This is a genomic window from Flavobacterium aquidurense, assembly GCF_002217195.1.
Lineage (GTDB): Bacteria > Bacteroidota > Bacteroidia > Flavobacteriales > Flavobacteriaceae > Flavobacterium > Flavobacterium frigidimaris.
Window position 1 is genome coordinate 257,369 of sequence record NZ_MUGR01000014.1, and the last position, 16,889, is coordinate 274,257.

At 35.4% G+C, this 16,889-nt stretch carries 12 protein-coding genes; 6 read left to right on the top strand and 6 right to left on the bottom strand.

Going from position 1 to position 16,889, the window contains the following annotated elements:
• Nucleotides 1–57: 57 nt before the first annotated feature.
• The gene (locus tag B0A67_RS08295; RefSeq protein WP_084074499.1) at nucleotides 58–2,007 is read left to right on the top strand and encodes a sialate O-acetylesterase; all 1,950 of its coding nucleotides are present in this window, start codon (nucleotides 58–60) and stop codon (nucleotides 2,005–2,007) included.
• 334 nt (nucleotides 2,008–2,341) lie between these two features.
• On the top strand, nucleotides 2,342–4,747 hold the full coding sequence (locus B0A67_RS08300) for a glycoside hydrolase family 95 protein (protein WP_072956965.1): 2,406 nt from the start codon (nucleotides 2,342–2,344) through the stop codon (nucleotides 4,745–4,747).
• Between the two features lie 187 nt (nucleotides 4,748–4,934).
• On the opposite strand, the gene B0A67_RS08310 is transcribed toward B0A67_RS08300, so the two are convergent.
• Complete coding sequence (locus tag B0A67_RS08310; protein ID WP_072956959.1) at nucleotides 4,935–5,477, bottom strand: CvpA family protein; 543 nt, start codon at nucleotides 5,475–5,477, stop codon at nucleotides 4,935–4,937.
• A 420-nt stretch (nucleotides 5,478–5,897) separates the two neighbouring features.
• Here B0A67_RS08310 and B0A67_RS08315 point away from each other — a divergent pair, with 420 nt between their 5' ends.
• The 4 genes from B0A67_RS08315 to B0A67_RS08330 all read left to right on the top strand — a co-directional run bounded on the left by B0A67_RS08315 (nucleotide 5,898) and on the right by B0A67_RS08330 (nucleotide 8,459).
• Nucleotides 5,898–6,254 carry a hypothetical protein gene (locus B0A67_RS08315; protein ID WP_072956955.1) on the top strand — a complete coding sequence of 119 codons (357 nt, stop codon included), beginning with the start codon at nucleotides 5,898–5,900 and terminating at the stop codon, nucleotides 6,252–6,254.
• Between the two features lie 162 nt (nucleotides 6,255–6,416).
• Nucleotides 6,417–6,866: a hypothetical protein gene (locus B0A67_RS08320; protein WP_207557317.1), complete on the top strand. Its 450-nt coding sequence runs from the start codon at nucleotides 6,417–6,419 to the stop codon at nucleotides 6,864–6,866.
• Nucleotides 6,867–6,951: 85 nt separating this feature from the next.
• A complete protein-coding gene (pheS, locus tag B0A67_RS08325) occupies nucleotides 6,952–7,971 on the top strand; it encodes a phenylalanine--tRNA ligase subunit alpha (RefSeq protein ID WP_072956948.1) in 1,020 nt (339 codons plus the stop codon).
• 80 nt (nucleotides 7,972–8,051) lie between these two features.
• Nucleotides 8,052–8,459 (top strand): hypothetical protein, encoded by a 408-nt coding sequence (locus tag B0A67_RS08330; protein WP_072956945.1) that lies wholly within the window; start codon nucleotides 8,052–8,054, stop codon nucleotides 8,457–8,459.
• Between the two features lie 183 nt (nucleotides 8,460–8,642).
• Here B0A67_RS08330 and B0A67_RS08335 read toward each other — a convergent pair whose 3' ends face one another.
• The 5 genes from B0A67_RS08335 to B0A67_RS08355 form a co-directional block, all read right to left on the bottom strand.
• Complete coding sequence (locus tag B0A67_RS08335) at nucleotides 8,643–9,782, bottom strand: cytochrome-c peroxidase (protein ID WP_072956942.1); 1,140 nt, start codon at nucleotides 9,780–9,782, stop codon at nucleotides 8,643–8,645.
• Nucleotides 9,783–9,784: 2 nt separating this feature from the next.
• On the bottom strand, nucleotides 9,785–11,383 hold the full coding sequence (locus B0A67_RS08340) for a DUF6850 family outer membrane beta-barrel protein (RefSeq protein WP_072956939.1): 1,599 nt from the start codon (nucleotides 11,381–11,383) through the stop codon (nucleotides 9,785–9,787).
• An 11-nt stretch (nucleotides 11,384–11,394) separates the two neighbouring features.
• On the bottom strand, nucleotides 11,395–12,702 hold the full coding sequence (locus B0A67_RS08345) for a DUF4876 domain-containing protein (protein WP_072956936.1): 1,308 nt from the start codon (nucleotides 12,700–12,702) through the stop codon (nucleotides 11,395–11,397).
• A 12-nt stretch (nucleotides 12,703–12,714) separates the two neighbouring features.
• Entirely contained in the window at nucleotides 12,715–15,387 is a 2,673-nt protein-coding gene (locus B0A67_RS08350) for a TonB-dependent receptor (RefSeq protein ID WP_072956933.1), read from the bottom strand.
• Between the two features lie 398 nt (nucleotides 15,388–15,785).
• Nucleotides 15,786–16,781 (bottom strand): NAD(P)H-dependent glycerol-3-phosphate dehydrogenase, encoded by a 996-nt coding sequence (locus B0A67_RS08355; protein ID WP_072956930.1) that lies wholly within the window; start codon nucleotides 16,779–16,781, stop codon nucleotides 15,786–15,788.
• Between the last annotated feature and the right edge of the window lie 108 nt (nucleotides 16,782–16,889).

Sequence of the window (16,889 nt, forward strand, 5' to 3'; positions counted from 1 at the left end):
CCGCATCTAAAACTTAAATTTTCTTATATCACTTATATGGTTAAAAAAATAATGACAATGAATAAAAGCATCATCTTTCTTTTTATAATGTGCAGCATTTTGGCCAATGCCAATGTTAGAATGCCTTTATTATTTTCTGACGGAATGGTTTTGCAGCGCAACAAAGAAATTCCGGTTTGGGGTTGGGCAGAACCAAATGAAAAAGTTGAGGTTCATTTCAACAAACAAATAAAAACTACGCAAGCTGATAAAGACGGAAAATGGATGATAAAACTGTCTGCCGAAAAAGCCGGTGGACCTTTTGAGTTATCCATTACAGGAAAAAACAAACTCACCATCAAAGATATTTTGGTTGGCGAAGTCTGGATTTGCAGCGGACAATCGAACATGGAATTCCAGATGTATAAAACCATGAATGCCGAAAAAGAAATGGCCGATTCAAATTATCCTATGATTCGTCATTTTGGAGTTGCACAGGATCTCAGCGGGACTCCGAAAGAAGATTTAAAAGCCGGAAAATGGTTGGTTGCCAACAAAGAAAATATTCGTGATTTTACAGCAGCAGGATTCTTTTTCGCTAAGAAACTATATACCGAATTAAAAATCCCAATCGGAATCATCAATACTTCCTGGGGCGGAACAAACGTAGAAACCTGGACAAGCCGTGAAGCTTTTGAAAAAAGCAGCGAATTCAAAACCATGATTGCCGATGTTCCTCAGGTGGATATGGATGCTGTTTTTGAAGTGTATAAAAAGTCCGTTCTGGATAATGTAAAAAAAGTTCAGGGTTTTGATGTTTCTATGAAAAATGAAGATCAGTTTAAAACATTTGATTTTAATGATAAAAACTGGCCCGAAATAAAAGTACCTTCCCTTTGGGAAAACCAACAAATAGGCAATATCGATGGCGTGGTCTGGATGCGTAAAACAATTACTTTAACGGCTGAACAAGCTAAAAGTGAAGCCGTTTTGCATCTCTCAAAAGTAGACGATGAAGACATTACCTACGTAAACGGAGTTGAAGTTGGAACAAATAAAATTTGGGAAACACTACGAGTTTATAAAATTCCACCAGGTGTTCTTAAAGAAGGTAAAAACGTAATCGCATTAAGAATTGCTGATTACTCTGGCGGTGGCGGAATTTACGGCGATTCTGCCGATCTAAAAATTCAGTTCAAAGACAGCAATTTACCGCTTGAAGGACTTTGGAAATTCAATGTTGTACAGGTAAAAATAGCCGTTTCACCCAACAGTTATCCATCGTTATTATACAATGCGATGGTAAATCCGTTGATTCCGTATGTGTTTCAGGGCGTTTTATGGTATCAGGGCGAAGCCAATGTATGGCGTGCAAAACAATACAAAAAAGCATTTCCGTTAATGATCAACGATTGGCGTACAAAATGGAATCAAGGCGATTTCCCTTTCTACTTCGTACAATTATCAACCTTCAACGAGTTCAACGGAAACAGTAAAGTAGGAAGCCGTTGGGCAGAACTTCGCGAAGCACAGCTCGAAACTTTAAAGTTAAAAAATACCGGAATGGTTGTCACCACTGATATTGGTAACGCAAAAGACATTCACCCAACGAATAAACAAGACGTAGGGTTGCGTTTGGCTGCAATTGCGCTAAATAACGTTTACGGCAAAAAACAAATCTGTAGCGGACCAACTTTTAAATCTCAGGAAATAAAAGGAAACGAAATAATCCTTACTTTCGACAATCTCGGAAGCGGATTATCCACTTCTGATCATTCAGAAAACGTAAAAGGATTCGAAATTGCCGGAGCCGACAAAGTTTTTCATTCCGCGAAAGCGATAATCAAGAACAATAAAGTTATCGTTTCAAGCGACGAAGTAAAAAATCCCGTTGCCATTCATTACGGTTGGGCAGACGATGATACCGAAATCAATCTTTTCAACAAAGAAAAGTTTCCGGCATCGCCTTTCAGAACCGATAATTGGGAAATGATTACGGCAAATGAAATCTATAAGGTTAGTAAATAATATTTTTGTGTGACATTTGGGCGTGACCGTATTTACAAAAGGCGCTACTTAACAAACCGCTTATGTGCGCCTTTCGCAAATAAGGTCGGGCTTTCACTGCTACTGCGGTAGCTTAGCTCTATCCCTCACGCACACACATTGGGTTTCAATATCCTAACAGGTTTTTTCAACCTGTTAGGATATGCAAGTAAAAACACAGGTCATCAAAGTTCCGGAGGAACGACATATTTGTAGCAACGGATGTTAATCCGTTGATAAAAAAAACCAGGAACGTAAAGAGAGTTCCATAGGAACGGCATATATTTAAACGAAATTCAAAATCAAAAAAGAATACATGAAATCAAACCTCATAAAAACATTTCTCACTTTACTATTTACCTCTTTGTGCATCAATATGAATGCGCAATCTTCTCATGTTTTATGGTACAATCAGCCAGCAGAATTTTTTGAAGAAAGCCTGGTTTTAGGAAACGGAAAAATGGGTGCAACTGTTTTTGGCGGAGCAAATTCAGATAAAATTTATCTCAACGACATTACGCTTTGGTCAGGTGAACCCGTAAATGCCAATATGAATCCCGAAGCCTACAAAAACATTCCGGCTATTCGCGAAGCACTCAAAAACGAAAACTATAAACTAGCCGACGAATTAAACAAAAAAATCCAAGGCAAAAACTCAGAGTCGTATGCGCCTTTAGGAACAGTAGAAATCAATAATTCCGAGAAAGGAAAAGCAGTCAATTATTATCGCGAACTCGATATTTCGAATGCAGTATCAAAAGTGAGTTATGAAATGAACGGTATAAAATTTACCCGTGAATATTTTGTTTCGGCACCCGATCAAATCATGGTAATCAAATTGACAAGCAGTGAAAAAGGAGCTTTAAATTTTGATATTAATTTAAGGAGTTTGCTGAAATCAAATGCCGAAGTACGAAATAATGTTCTGGTGATGAAAGGATCTGCTCCAATTCATGAAAATGCCGGATATTCGGTTTTACCAAAATATAAAGAAGTAAATGAAAGAGGAACAAGATTTACAACTTTAATTCAAATCAAAAAAACAGACGGGAAGATTACAAGTTCCAATGCTACTTTAACGTTAAAAGATGCTACTGAAGCTTATATTTATATATCAGTGGCGACAAGTTTTAATGGTTTTAACAAAAATCCGTCAACTGAGGGATTAGATGATGTGTCCATTGCATTGCAAAACCTCAATAAATCAGTTGCAAAAACATTCGATCAGTTAAAAGAAGCACACGTTGCCGATTATCAAAAATATTACAACCGTGTTACGTTAGATTTAGGCAAAACAACCGCTCCGGATGTGCCAACAGACCAACGTTTATTGCGTTACGCGGACGGAAAAGAAGATAAAAACCTCGAAATCCTGTATTTCAATTACGGACGTTATCTGCTAATTAGCAGTTCCAGAACTTTGGGCGTTCCTGCGAATTTACAAGGTATTTGGAATCCGCATTTGAACCCGCCATGGAGCAGTAATTACACCATGAACATTAATCTCGAAGAGAATTACTGGCTGGCAGAAAACACCAATCTTTCAGAATTGCATATGCCGCTTTTAAGTTTTATCAAAAATCTTACGGTAACCGGAAAAGTGACGGCAAAGACTTTTTATGGCGTAAACGAAGGCTGGGCTGCAGCGCATAATTCAGATATTTGGGCAATGACAAATCCCGTGGGACAATTTGGAAAAGAAGATCCAAGTTGGGCGTGCTGGCCATTGGCAGGCGCCTGGTTAAGCACCCACATTTGGGAACATTATGTTTTTACGCAGGATAAAAGTTACCTGAAAAATGAAGGTTATCCGATTATGAAAGGTGCAGCACAATTCTTTTTAGGCTGGATGATTACTGATAAAAACGGAAATCTAATTACATCACCATCTACTTCCCCGGAAAATAAATACGTGGCACCAGACGGTTTTATTGGTGCGACAATGTACGGAGGAACAGCAGATTTAGCCATGATCAGAGAATGTTTCGATAAAACGATAAAAGCCTCAAAAGTCTTAAATACGGATGCCGATTTCAGGGCAAAGTTAGAAGCAGCACTTTCTAAATTTCATCCGTATCAAATAGGTAAAAAAGGAAATCTTCAGGAATGGTATTTTGACTGGAATGACGAAGATCCAAAACACCGTCATCAATCACAACTATTCGGACTTTTTCCCGGTGATCATATCACGCCGGAGAAAACTCCTGATTTAGCGGCAGCTTCAAAAAAGACATTAGAAATAAAAGGCGATGAAACCACAGGCTGGTCAAAAGGCTGGAGAATCAATCTTTGGGCAAGACTTTGGGACGGAAACCGCGCCTATAAAATGTTCCGCGAATTATTGCGTTACGTAGATCCCGACGGAAAGAAAACCGATAAACCAAGGAGAGGAGGAGGAACCTACCCGAATTTATTCGACGCACATCCGCCATTTCAAATCGACGGAAATTTTGGCGGAGCTGCAGCCGTTGCCGAAATGTTAGTACAATCAGACGAAAACGAAATCAGATTATTACCCGCTTTAGCGGATGCCTGGGAAACCGGTTCTGTAAAAGGAATTTGTGCCCGTGGCGGATTTGAAATCGAAATGAATTGGGAGAATAAAGTCTTAAAGAAAGTCACAGTTTTTTCAAAAACAGGAGGGAAAACCGTTTTAAGAAGTGGAGATAAAAAACAAAATATCACCTTGAAAAAAGGTGAAAAACTAGAAATAAACTGGTAAAATAGTGCTAAACGTAATTTTTGCCAAACCCTGCAGGTTTTTAAAACCTGTAGGGTTTATTGTTTTTAAGCTCCATCGGAGCGGTATGTTTATAGCAAATAATTGTAGATAGGTCAATGAAGCTCCATCGGAGCTCCATATTTTATAAATATATTGTCCCGCTGAGACTTTCTTTTTGAAATAATATTTATTCTTTTTCAGTTGATTTCTCTTCAGAACTTTTAACATGCTCTTCCTTAAAAGTATCGTACCATTTTTCGATAGAAGGATAAACGAAAGCGGCTACTTTTTTTACAGGATTATAAAAAAAGTATTTATCGAGAGTTTCTTTTTTTGCAAAAGTTTCATTGAAGTTCATTTTCTCAAATAAGGCAATAAATATACTCAGAATCAGAATCGTTTTTAAAACCCTGAAAAAACCGCCGCCCAATTTATTGGCCCATCCCAGAAAAGCAAAATCCGCAATTCCGGTAAGGATTTTGGCTAAGAAATAAACACCAATTACAACCAGAATAAACGTTAGAATAAAAGCGGTAATTTGTATGGTGTTCGGATTCCACGAAACGTGTTTCATGATCAGTTCCTTCATAAAAGAAGAGAATTTAATAGCAATGTAGATTCCCAACAATAAAGAAATAAAAGAAGCGATTTCTACAAAGAGCCCGTTTGTTATGCCTTTGTATAAACTAAAAGCAAGAAGAGCCGCAACAATAATATCAAAAAAACTCATGTTTCTGTTTTCATTTAATTAAGGCGCAAATATAAAAGAATTATCTGCTTTTTGAAGGTTCAAAGATGCAAAGGTTCAATGGCGCAAAGGTTTTAGCTTTTGAGGATTGTTATTATTCGAAATTGGCTATGTGAGAAAAACTAGTTTTTTTAATACAGACTTATTGATAAAGTTAAGTCTATGTTTCTATGTGTTTAAAAAACATATGGACAAACAAAAAACAACGTAAGTCCGTTCAATCGATTAAATCCGCGGCCCATTTATTAATAATATATGAGAAATCTTTAATTTTAGGTGTTTGGACTTGAACTTCCTATCTTTGCGATAATAATTTTAGAGCTATGATAGTAGAAATTACGTTTAAATAATCTTTAAATTGTTCTTCAATCTGAAATCTAAAATCTAAAATCCACAAATAAAATGTCCAGAGATACACAACTAAAAGAGCGATGGGAAAAGCTCGTCGATATATTATCTAATCAGTTCTCGCAAGGAGAAGATTTAGATTTAGATGCCATAATTTACCTAATTGGAGTTCAGGAACTCGGAAAAGTACACCGTGAATTCAAAAAAGATGAAAAATTAAACCTGATGCACATCGCTATTTGCCGATTATTAGAACCTTACGGTTTTTATGAATTCGATTTTTTTGACGCAGAAGGATGGCCACATTACAAAGTAAAAGAAGAATTGCCGTCACTAAGAGCGGGAGAACAATCGGTTTTGATGAAAGAAGCCATTGTGAATTATTTTTTAGAAAGAGAACTTATTGAATAGTTTTTTAGTTTTCAGTTTACAGTCGCAGTTTACAGTGCCAAACTGCGACTGCGACTGAAAACTGCGACTGAAAACCAGAAAGAAATGTGTAGATATGCAATGGGTTCTTATAAACCACATTATGCTTGTTTTAATTGTCGAAAGACATTTAAAAGAAGATTGATGAATGACATACAAAGAGGTGAAAAATCAGTTCAGGAAGCTAAATGTCCGGAATGTGGGGACTTAATGGCGAGTATGGGACTTGATTTTGAATCGCCCAGAAAAGATGATCTCAAAAAATGGGAACATATGAAAAGTCTCTATTCTGTTGGAATCGCTTTTCATTCTTGTGGCTGCAGCGGGCCGGGTTATATTCCTAATTCTAAAGAAAAACTAATCGAGTATTTTGAAGATTTAAAAGAAAAATACTTTAAAAATATAGAGTTTTGGCGTTCCAGAATAGAACCGACGAATAATATCGAGCGAGATAAAGAATGGAATAAAAGTTGGGCTGAACTGGGTAAAGTGGCATCAAAACATAAAAAAGAAATTATTAAAAACGACGAAGGAATAACTTTTTGGCTGGAAAAAGTCAATCAAATAGAACAGAAAATTAGTTTGATAAGATAGATTCATGAATTTGAAAGGAAACTTTAAATTTTAGACCTCATACTTAGAACAAAATCCTTAAATTTGCACCTTCAAAGTAAGATCGATGATAGACAAGATAAAACAACATATAGAGGAAGCTAAAGCCTTTAATGATAAAAATAAAGAATCCTTAGAGCAATTCCGTATTAAATATTTGGGGAGTAAAGGTTTAGTAAGAGAACTTTTTAATGAGTTTAAAAATATTCCAAACGACCAGAAAAAAGATTTTGGAGTAGTAATGAATACTTTAAAAACTGCCGCAGAAGAAAAGGTAAAAGCTATTCAGGAAGAGCTTGAAAGTAAGGAAGAATCTAAAGGAATGTTTGGCGATTTAACGCGTGCTGCAGAACCGGTAATTATTGGTTCGCGTCACCCTATTTCGATCGTTAAAAACCAAATTATAGATATTTTTGCCAACATTGGTTTCAACGTTTCCGAAGGTCCGGAAATCGAAGACGACTGGCATAATTTTACCGCATTAAACTTACCGGAATACCATCCGGCGCGTGATATGCAGGATACATTTTTCATTCAGACTAATCCTGATGTGTTGTTGCGTACGCATACATCATCTGTTCAGGTGCGTTATATGGAAAATCACAAACCGCCAATTCGTACTATTTCTCCGGGACGTGTTTTTCGTAACGAAGCAATTTCGTCACGTTCTCACTGTATTTTCCACCAGGTCGAAGGTTTATACATTGATAAAGATGTATCGTTTGCCGATTTGAAACAAACATTACTTTATTTTACCAAAGAAATGTTCGGAAAATCTAAGATTCGTTTACGTCCGTCATACTTTCCATTTACAGAACCAAGTGCCGAAATTGACATTTATTGGGGTCTGAAAACTGAAACTGATTACCGTATCACAAAAGGAACCGGTTGGTTAGAAATTGGAGGTTGCGGAATGGTAGATCCTAACGTTCTTAAAAATTGCGATATCAATCCGGACGAATACAACGGTTTTGCTTTCGGAATGGGAGTAGAGCGTATTGCAATGCTTTTGTACCAAATTGGCGATATTCGTATGTTTTACGAAAACGACGTTCGTTTCTTAGAGCAATTCAAGGCTAATATTTAAAAAAAGTTATAAGTAAAAAGTGATTAGTTAGAAGTTTGCTGCTTCCTAATCACTTTTTACATTTTACAGTTCACGAAACAATGAAAAAAGATATAACAATCCCCGAAGTAGAAAACGTATTCCTGGCCGCTGTTCAGGAATGGAGCGATGATTTTATGGAGAAAGTGTGGTACGCTTATCTTGTAAACGACAGCGACTTCAATTTAGACAGCGTAATGGTTGTTTCAAAAGCATTTGGAACGATAGATGGCGAAATGAAAAAAACTTCGGTTTTACGTCACGCTTTTGTAGAAGTTCCAGCCGTTTCTGTAGTAAAAATCGAAATGGTCGAAAAAAGTTTGTTGGTTCTAAACAACGAATTCATGGTAACATTCTTTATCGACAATAAGCTATACGACAAGAAATTCATTTTCAAATCAAATCTAATCAACGAAAACGATACGGAAGAAGTGCCGATTTTGTTTGTTGAGGGTGTGATGGTGAAGTAAAGAGAATAGAATATAGAATAAAGAGAATAGAATAAAGAAAATAGAATAAAGAAGCTGGAAGAAAGCGAATAAATAAAACAAAAAGAGTCAAGACGCAATTAAAATTAGTCTTGACTCTTTTTTTATTCTCAAAATATAGAAATCTATTCTCTTTATTCTTTGCTCTATTTTCTAAAAGAAGAACTATTGCGGTAACTCCGGCGGTCTCATTTTATAAGCTCCGGTTGACAAACTATTTATAAAAGCTTCTAAAGCATTAACCTCTGATTGCTTCAATTGTAATTTTTGTATTAATCTTGAAGTTGTCGGGAACAAAGTATTATTTACCTGACTTTCTTTTCTTTTAGGTTGCGGCATTCCTGCATTGTACATGTTTAAAACGCCACGCAAATTCGGAAATAAACCATTGTGCATATAAGGGGCATTTTGTGCAGCTCCTCTTAATGATTGCGTTTTAAATTCGCCTACATTTTCGGCTTTTCCGGTAATATTGTACCTGCCTAAATCCTCGTATTCTCTGCCGTAATAAGTCAAACCTATATTGTGGAATTTATTATCAGAGAAATTAGCCGTATTGTGGCAATTGATGCAACGGGCTTTGGTCCGGAATAAATGCAAACCTTCAACTTCTTTGTTCGTTAATTGTGTAGAATCTCCTGCGACAAACTTGTCAAATCTGCTTTTCGGACTTATTAAGGTTCTTTCGAAAGTGGCAATGGCTTTTAAAATCTCGGTTTGCGTGAGTTTTTCTTTGCCAAAAGCTTTTTGAAAATAAGGTTTGTAGCCTTTTATCTTATTGAGTCTTTTTGTCGCTAAATCGATATGAAAATTCATTTCTTTGGTATCTTTTATAGGAAAGCTTGCCTGATCTTCAAGCGTTACCGCCCTTCCATCCCAAAAGAAAACTTTCGCATAAGCGATATTCATTAAACTCGGAGAATTTCTGATGCCTTGCAATCTTCCTTCTCCGTAAGAAACCCTTCTGGCATCTCCCCAGTTCAACTCCGGATCATGACAATTGGCACAGGAAATCTGTCCCGATTTGGACAATCGAGGATCAAAAAAAAGGACTTTCCCTAAGGCTGCTTTTTCCTCGCTGTATTTGTTGTCTTCAGGAAATTCAGGTTGACCCAGAACACCTATGTCTTCAAAACCTTGTGCATAAACAAGCGAATCTACTTCTGGCTTTGGCCATTTTTGATAATCGCCGCTGCTGTATAATTTTTTTAATTCCGAAATAGAAAGCGTTGGGTTAATCTTAGTATAAGAAACGATAATAAGTGATAGTACCATTACCCCAATGGCAATAAACTTTGTTTTCATTTTTAATAATTTAATTGTACACCACACTGAATCCAATAAGTAGTATTGGTATTGATAATGGCATTGTAGTCATTTTGTTTTTTTAGTGCTATTTTTTCTTTAAAGTTGGTAAAGAAAACCACTGTTTTATTGTTTTTTACCGGATAACTGTATTCTAATCGCAACGCAGGAGCAAAATAATTTGTGGTACTCACGACATAATCATAAATAATGACTTCGTTTAGAAAAGCAGCATCTGTGCCCCCGGAAGTATCGTAATATTCTAATTTTGACGGAAGCGGGAAATACATATTAAAACTTACGGTGGAGTTTAATTTACTTTTTCCAAATGAAAAATCCCTGCTTCCAAATATCCCTGTATTAAGCGAGTTTATTTCAGTATCATTGGTCGCCATAATATCATTGTATTGGTTTTTTTGGTAAAGGACATCCAATCCAAATAGATAATCAATATGCGAGCCTGTTTTTTGTGAAACAGCACTTAACCAACTAATTGCATTTAAACTGTTTTTATAATTATAGCCATTATTTTTTAAATCATAATTTTGAGCCTTGCTTTTGTCAAATTTCAATGTTGTTTTTATTTCTTTTTTATCCCATTTATGCAAAGCAAATAGCTCAGCATGATTGGTAGTTGTTTTAATAGTCAGCCTTTGGTTATCTGGATTGTCAAAAACGTCGCTGTAGAAATTGTTATCTGATTTTTGGTTATAATATAAAACAGTAAACTTGCTGTTCTTAGTACTAAAGTTATAACCTAAGCCCATTTTGTTTTGATTTTCTTTATAAAGAAATCGTGTACTGTTGTAATAATTAGACTTGAAATAATTAATAATTCTTCCGTACCCTGTATTAAATCGCAAATAAGTATCCGAATTGCCCTCTACATTAGAATGTGTATCCTTGTATTTGTATGAAAAATCTTTATCAGATCTGGCATAATCTGCCAGAGCAAAAATTTTATGGTTTTCTTTTAACTGATATCCCAGTTGTAATTCTCCTCCAATTTTCCTTGAAATAATTTCAGGCCTCGGATCCAGATTTCTAGTGTATTTTCCGGCATTGTAATGAAGTTTTGCAGCAATTGATATGTGATTGGTAATATCCTTAGAAAGTCCTCCGCTAATTTTATATTCCTGATTAGTCCAGTTGGCTTTTCTGGGAACATAAAAATAATGAGGAAGAATAACTTCCTGTTCTTCAGAACGATCGTCAGAAAGAACCCATCCCAAATCTTTTTCGTCTGTTTTTTTAAGGGATAAATTGCCAAATAAATTCCATTTTGATCTCGTCGTATAATAGCCCTGAGCTAAAAACTGATAAGAATTAATTTCATTCGCGATCTGTTTTCTGGCGAATTCATTTTTTTGGTATTCGTATGATACTTCTGTAAAAGTGAAATCTTTGATGTGCTGTCCGGTATAATTGACAGGATATCTGAATATTTGATTTTTAAGCTGGACATCAATAAGATGATTGGTCACCATTATACTGTCCTGAGCTTGTCCTGTAAAATGATTAACAATAAAAAAAAGAAGTAATGCCCAATATTTCAGGGCATTACTTTTGGTATTAATAAGTGTAGGAGTTGTGATTTTCATTAATGAAAATTTTAGTTGAATCCTCTTGGATTTGCTTTTGTTTCTACAAAATCATTAGTCGAATTATTGGTGTCCTGTAAAATAATTCTTCCTCCAATTGTTGTTTTTGTCTTTCTCATTACAGATTTTGAAGAATAAGAACCACTTGGCAAATAAGTGTTTCCTCCGTCTACGTGTGCAGGCAGTTTTTTGGGTACAAGACCAGATCCTAAATCTTTTGTAAGTTCAACACCGTCTGTAAGTACTTTAGTTGGAATCTGTAAATACGAATTCTTCTCGCCTTTAGGATTTTTGTATTTTTTTAGACTTGCAAACTCAGCAGTATTCATATTAAAAATGGCAAAAGATTGTCTTCCGCTTGGATCCAGAATCAGGTCATTGTTTCCATTTCCCCAATATGCAATTCCTAAATCAGGTACTGCCGGATTTTGAATGTCAAATTGATAAAGATCACCAGAAGAAGTTCCTAAAAATGCTTCAAAATCTGCAGTACTTAAATCAACCGTTAATTCAGGATTTAATATGCTTACTGATTTTCCTGTATTGTCGATATAGTTCGATTGGTGGTTAATAGCATTTTGAGCAATTACAATACTTTTTCCTGGCTGTATCGGGTATTGGGTACCGTTTCCTGGAATTTGTACAACATTAGAAGCGTATACATACTCTTTGTTTGCAGCATCACCCAGTGTCATTTCTTCAGATTTACTCCAGTCAAATTGACCTGTAGAAAGTGTATAAGCAAATACTGTTGTAACATTCGTACCGTATAATTGTGCGATATACAATCCGTCAGCATATTGTATTGCATTTGAGTTGTTGTAAATTTCAATAAACTGATCTCTAAAAACAGCCCCTTTTTTAGTGTCAGAACCACCATAGTAAATTTGTTTAATAACAAAGTCACCTACTTTTGATGTTTTCATTGTAATATTGACTGGAGCAGTTGCTGTGTTTACCACTAAGCTTGCTTCGGCACCATTAAAGTTAACTTCCGTTTCAGTTGGTGTATAACCAAAGGTTGCTGTAAACTCGTCAGACTGCATCACTTTAGTTGCAGAAACAGAATAGATACCAGGCAAAATCTGATTGAATTGTGCAGTACCATTATTGTCACTTTCCACAGTGTATTTATTTCCAGTTTCGTTATTTACAATAAGAACAGTTGATTTTTTTGTTGCAAGACTATTGAATGTCTCATCGTATTGAAGCGTTACGGTAAGGTTTACAGGTTTTAACGCCTCGTCGTCGTTATTGCTGCAGGATTGTATCAGTAATCCTAACATGAAAGTTATAGTAATAAGGAATGTTTTTTTCATGGTATATATAGTTTAAAATTGATAATTAAGACTTGCTCCAAATGTAAGCGGGGCAATATTAGATAATACTTTCAGGCCGCTTGTATCGTAATAATAGGGTTTGAGGTTTAAAAAGTTGGTAGAATAAAGCGAAACGCTGAAACCATTTAAAAAATCTTTAGAAACCCTTAGATGAAAATTATGTAGTACATTTTGAAGTTTACTTTGCGTTTGGCCAGGATCTCTTATCAGATGTCCGTATTTCTGAATGTTTGTTCTGTCTTCAGTCGAAATTTCATGATACACAAGTTCAGTGTCTAAGTAACCGTTTAAAAAATTACCGGTGGGAGATTTAGAATTTCGTAATAAAATGTGTTCACTTCTTACAGAAACAAGCAAACCGACAGCCGGAATATGATAGTTAAAATTAAAGCTTGTTGTAAAATTATCCATCCAATAGTTTTTTTTATCATATACGCCGTATAGTTCAGGTGAAAGAAGACTAGATGAAGGATAATATTCTTTTACGTCTGAAAAATCTTTTGTCGAGGTATAAGAAGCATTCATACTTATATCCAGATTAAGTGCTTTTATTTTTTTGAAATTAATGGTCGTTTCCAAACCTTTATCTTCTGAGGTGCTGTTGTTTGTTATTGCATTGCTCATATAATAAAACTTCTCGGTTCCGCTAATTTCATAAGTTGGAATCTCAGTTCCTGTAACGATAACCTGTGCTTTTGGAATTATTTTATAAACCGGAACCTGCTGACCTGAAAAACCATCAAAGAGTTTGTTGTAATATCCGGTGAAATTGACAGAAGCAAATGGCAGTTTAATATCTAATCCAACTTCTGTTCGATAAGATTTACTGGGCTTTAAGTTTAAATTATCTCCGGGAGTTATAATGGTCTGTATCCAGGCTTTTTGATAAATTCCGGGATAGGTATAAATACCGCTTCCTACTAATTTATCAAAATAACGGTCGCCTGTGTACAATTGGTTTAGGGAGGGTGCTTTTGATGATATCCCTCCTCCGGCCCGTAATCGGACTATTTTATTAAGTGTATACGATGAATTTATGCGGGGCTGTAAAGAAATACTTCCCATTTGATTGTCAAAGCGTACACCTAAGTCAACATTTAAAAGTCGATCGTTTTCAAATTTTTTAAATATTCTGTCCTCCAGATAAGCAGACGTCTGATATTCTGTTTTTGTCAGACCAAAGTCATAATCTCTGTAGGCGAGCTTGCCTGATCCTTCTGTTCCGAGTGTGTATAGATTAAATAATCCGGTAGCAGCATTTTTTCTTCCTTCTCCTTTATTGGAACTCATTCTGTTTGAAATTCCAAAAACCAGACTATGAATCCAATGGCTTTTGTTGGTCAACGTTTTTGTCGTTTCCAGTGTTACGAATGTCGCAATAGGAATACCTTCTACAGTACTAATACTCGTGTATTGCGAAGGAACAATGATGGCTTCGTGTATGCCTTCCTCACGGCTATCAGTTGCAGCGGAAGTGTAGGTGTTAAGCCATCTTTCTCTACGGCTAAACTGGCGGTCGTAACTCAAACTCGCGTTGACATTAATTCCGTCTACCCATAAATTTTTAGGTTTCCACATTAAATTATTCGAAATAGAAAATCCTTGCTTTTCATTTTTTACAACAACAGCCGTAAGATCGTCCGGATCACTCTTTGCATCATCGAGATTCATTCTGAAAGAGGTGTTTACCGTATTTTTTACAGTAGCATCGTTGTTTTTATACTGCCAGGATATATTCCCGTTTACCCTTTTAAAATTTAAAATATTATCTCTCGGGTCAGCTTTAGCATCCAGATAGTTAATACCGAAATTCATTGAGTTATTGGAATTGAATTTGACTCCTTTGGTTAAATTAAGCTGAGATGTCGCATCCCTTATCGACGCAGAAACACGATACGGACTGTTCCCAACCTTTGTCGTTATTAAAACAAGTCCCGAAGTCATATCACCATATTTGGCAGAAGCAATTCCCTGAATGACTTTTATTTCCTCAATATTATTAGTCGATATCTCTCTTAAATCGACTCCTTTATTGGTATTTGTAAAAGTGTTCGTTTTTGTGCCAAAAGAATCGCCCAGACCTGAATTGGGATTAAAGGCCTGCATGTTCTCGTTGTTGGAAATCGGGATATCATCCATCACAAAAGAAGTTCCAAAAGCTTTGGTTGCATAAGAAAGTGACGATTCTGATGCGGTACGGAATACAATATTTTTAAACTCGTTAAGATTAAATTTTGTAGTACTTTGTCCCGGAAGCTGCTGTAAAACATCATCTAGCGAAAAAGCCTGCACATTATTGATGGCATTTGTACCTAATGTCAGTTCAGAATATTTTCTTTCTGTATTAGCCGTAACGACAACTTCTTTAAGACGAAGTGTATTGTCTTCTAAAGAAACAGTGATGTAATTCTGATCATTTTTTAAAATGATATTGGTTTCCATTTTTCCCAGCAATGAGAAATTAAGTTCTATATCTTCAAAATAAGGAATGGTAATTATAAATTTTCCCTCTTTATCAGAAATACTCCAGTTATCAGATTTTGTATCAAGAATAAAAACACCCGATAATGTGGTAGAAGTTTCCTTATCTATTATTTTACCTGTTATCACTCTTTGAGAAAAAACAGTAGTAGAAATTAGAAAAAATAGTAAAATGAGACGCATTGTTTTTAATTAGAATCAATAAAAATAATAACGCAAATGTATCAATAATTCTTTGCGAAGCAATGAAAAATAAGGGATTGTAAAATTGTGAATGCTTTTAATTGTGAGAAAAACACAATTGTTGAGTTTTAGAAAAACAACCCTATATCGTTGATATATAGGCCGATACTGTTTTTGTGGTTTTGTAAGGCTAAAAAGCTTTCTTTTTTGAAATAAGATGTAGGTTTGATGTATTGTGAAGAAGAATATTTCTTGTTAAATATTGAGGTTTTTTCGTTGCATTTCCGTGTTTCTTAACAATTGGACAAATAAAAAGAGCCAGAAAATTAATTTTTCTGGCTCTTTTTATAATATAAGATTTAAGACTGCAATTGAAAACTGTGAAAGGAAACGAAAATTTAATCCAAAGATTCCGTTAGTTTTTTAAAGACAGCTTTAGCATCTTTTCCTTCATATAAAACGGCATAAACCGCATCGATAATTGGAGTATGTGCCCCGTAGCCCTGATTAAGTTTATAAGCACTTTTGGTTGCATAATAACCTTCTGCAACCATACTCATTTCCATCATGGCACTTTTTACGGTGTAGCCTTTACCAATCATGTTTCCGAACATTCTGTTTCTTGAGAATACAGAATATCCCGTAACCAATAAATCGCCTAAGTAAGCGGAGTCATTGATGTTACGTTTCATTTTATGCACTTTTTTGATGAATTTTTTCATCTCGCGAATACCATTACTCATCATCACCGACTGAAAGTTATCTCCATAACCCAAACCATGTGCAATTCCGGCAGCAATGGCGTAAATATTTTTTAACATTGCGGCATATTCAGTACCAATAATGTCATCAGAAATTTTTGCCTTGATGTAATTTCCGGACAATGATTTGGCTACAATACTCGCTTTATCAGGATCACCGCAAGCAATGGTCAAATAAGAAAGTCTTTCTAAAGCCACTTCTTCTGCATGGCAGGGACCGGTAATAACACCAATATTATAATAAGGAATGTCGTATTGAATATGAAAATGCTCCCCAACGATTAAACTCGTTTCAGGAACAATTCCCTTAATAGCTGAAAAGATGATTTTATCAGCCAGAGAAACCGTTAAGTTTTTTAGCTCACCATCTAAGAAAGCAGAAGGAATAGCAAAAATGACATAATCGGCATATTCAATTGCTTCATTTATATTGTTAGTTAACCTAAGTTTTTTAGTGTCAAATTCTACCGAACTTAAATAATTTGGATTGTGCTTGTATTTCTGGATATGTTCTATCGCAGCGTCATTACGCATGTACCAGGCAATTTCTGAAAGATTCACACATAACATCTTTGCAATCGCTGTTGCCCAGCTTCCTCCTCCAATTACTGCAAATTTTAAATTTTCGCTCATTATTTTAATAATTTAAAACAAAAGTACTTAATAATGTAGTAATAATACAAAATCTGATTTAAGAAAATTCCAAAACAAACGTTAAGTTTTTCTGCCATTAAAACAAAA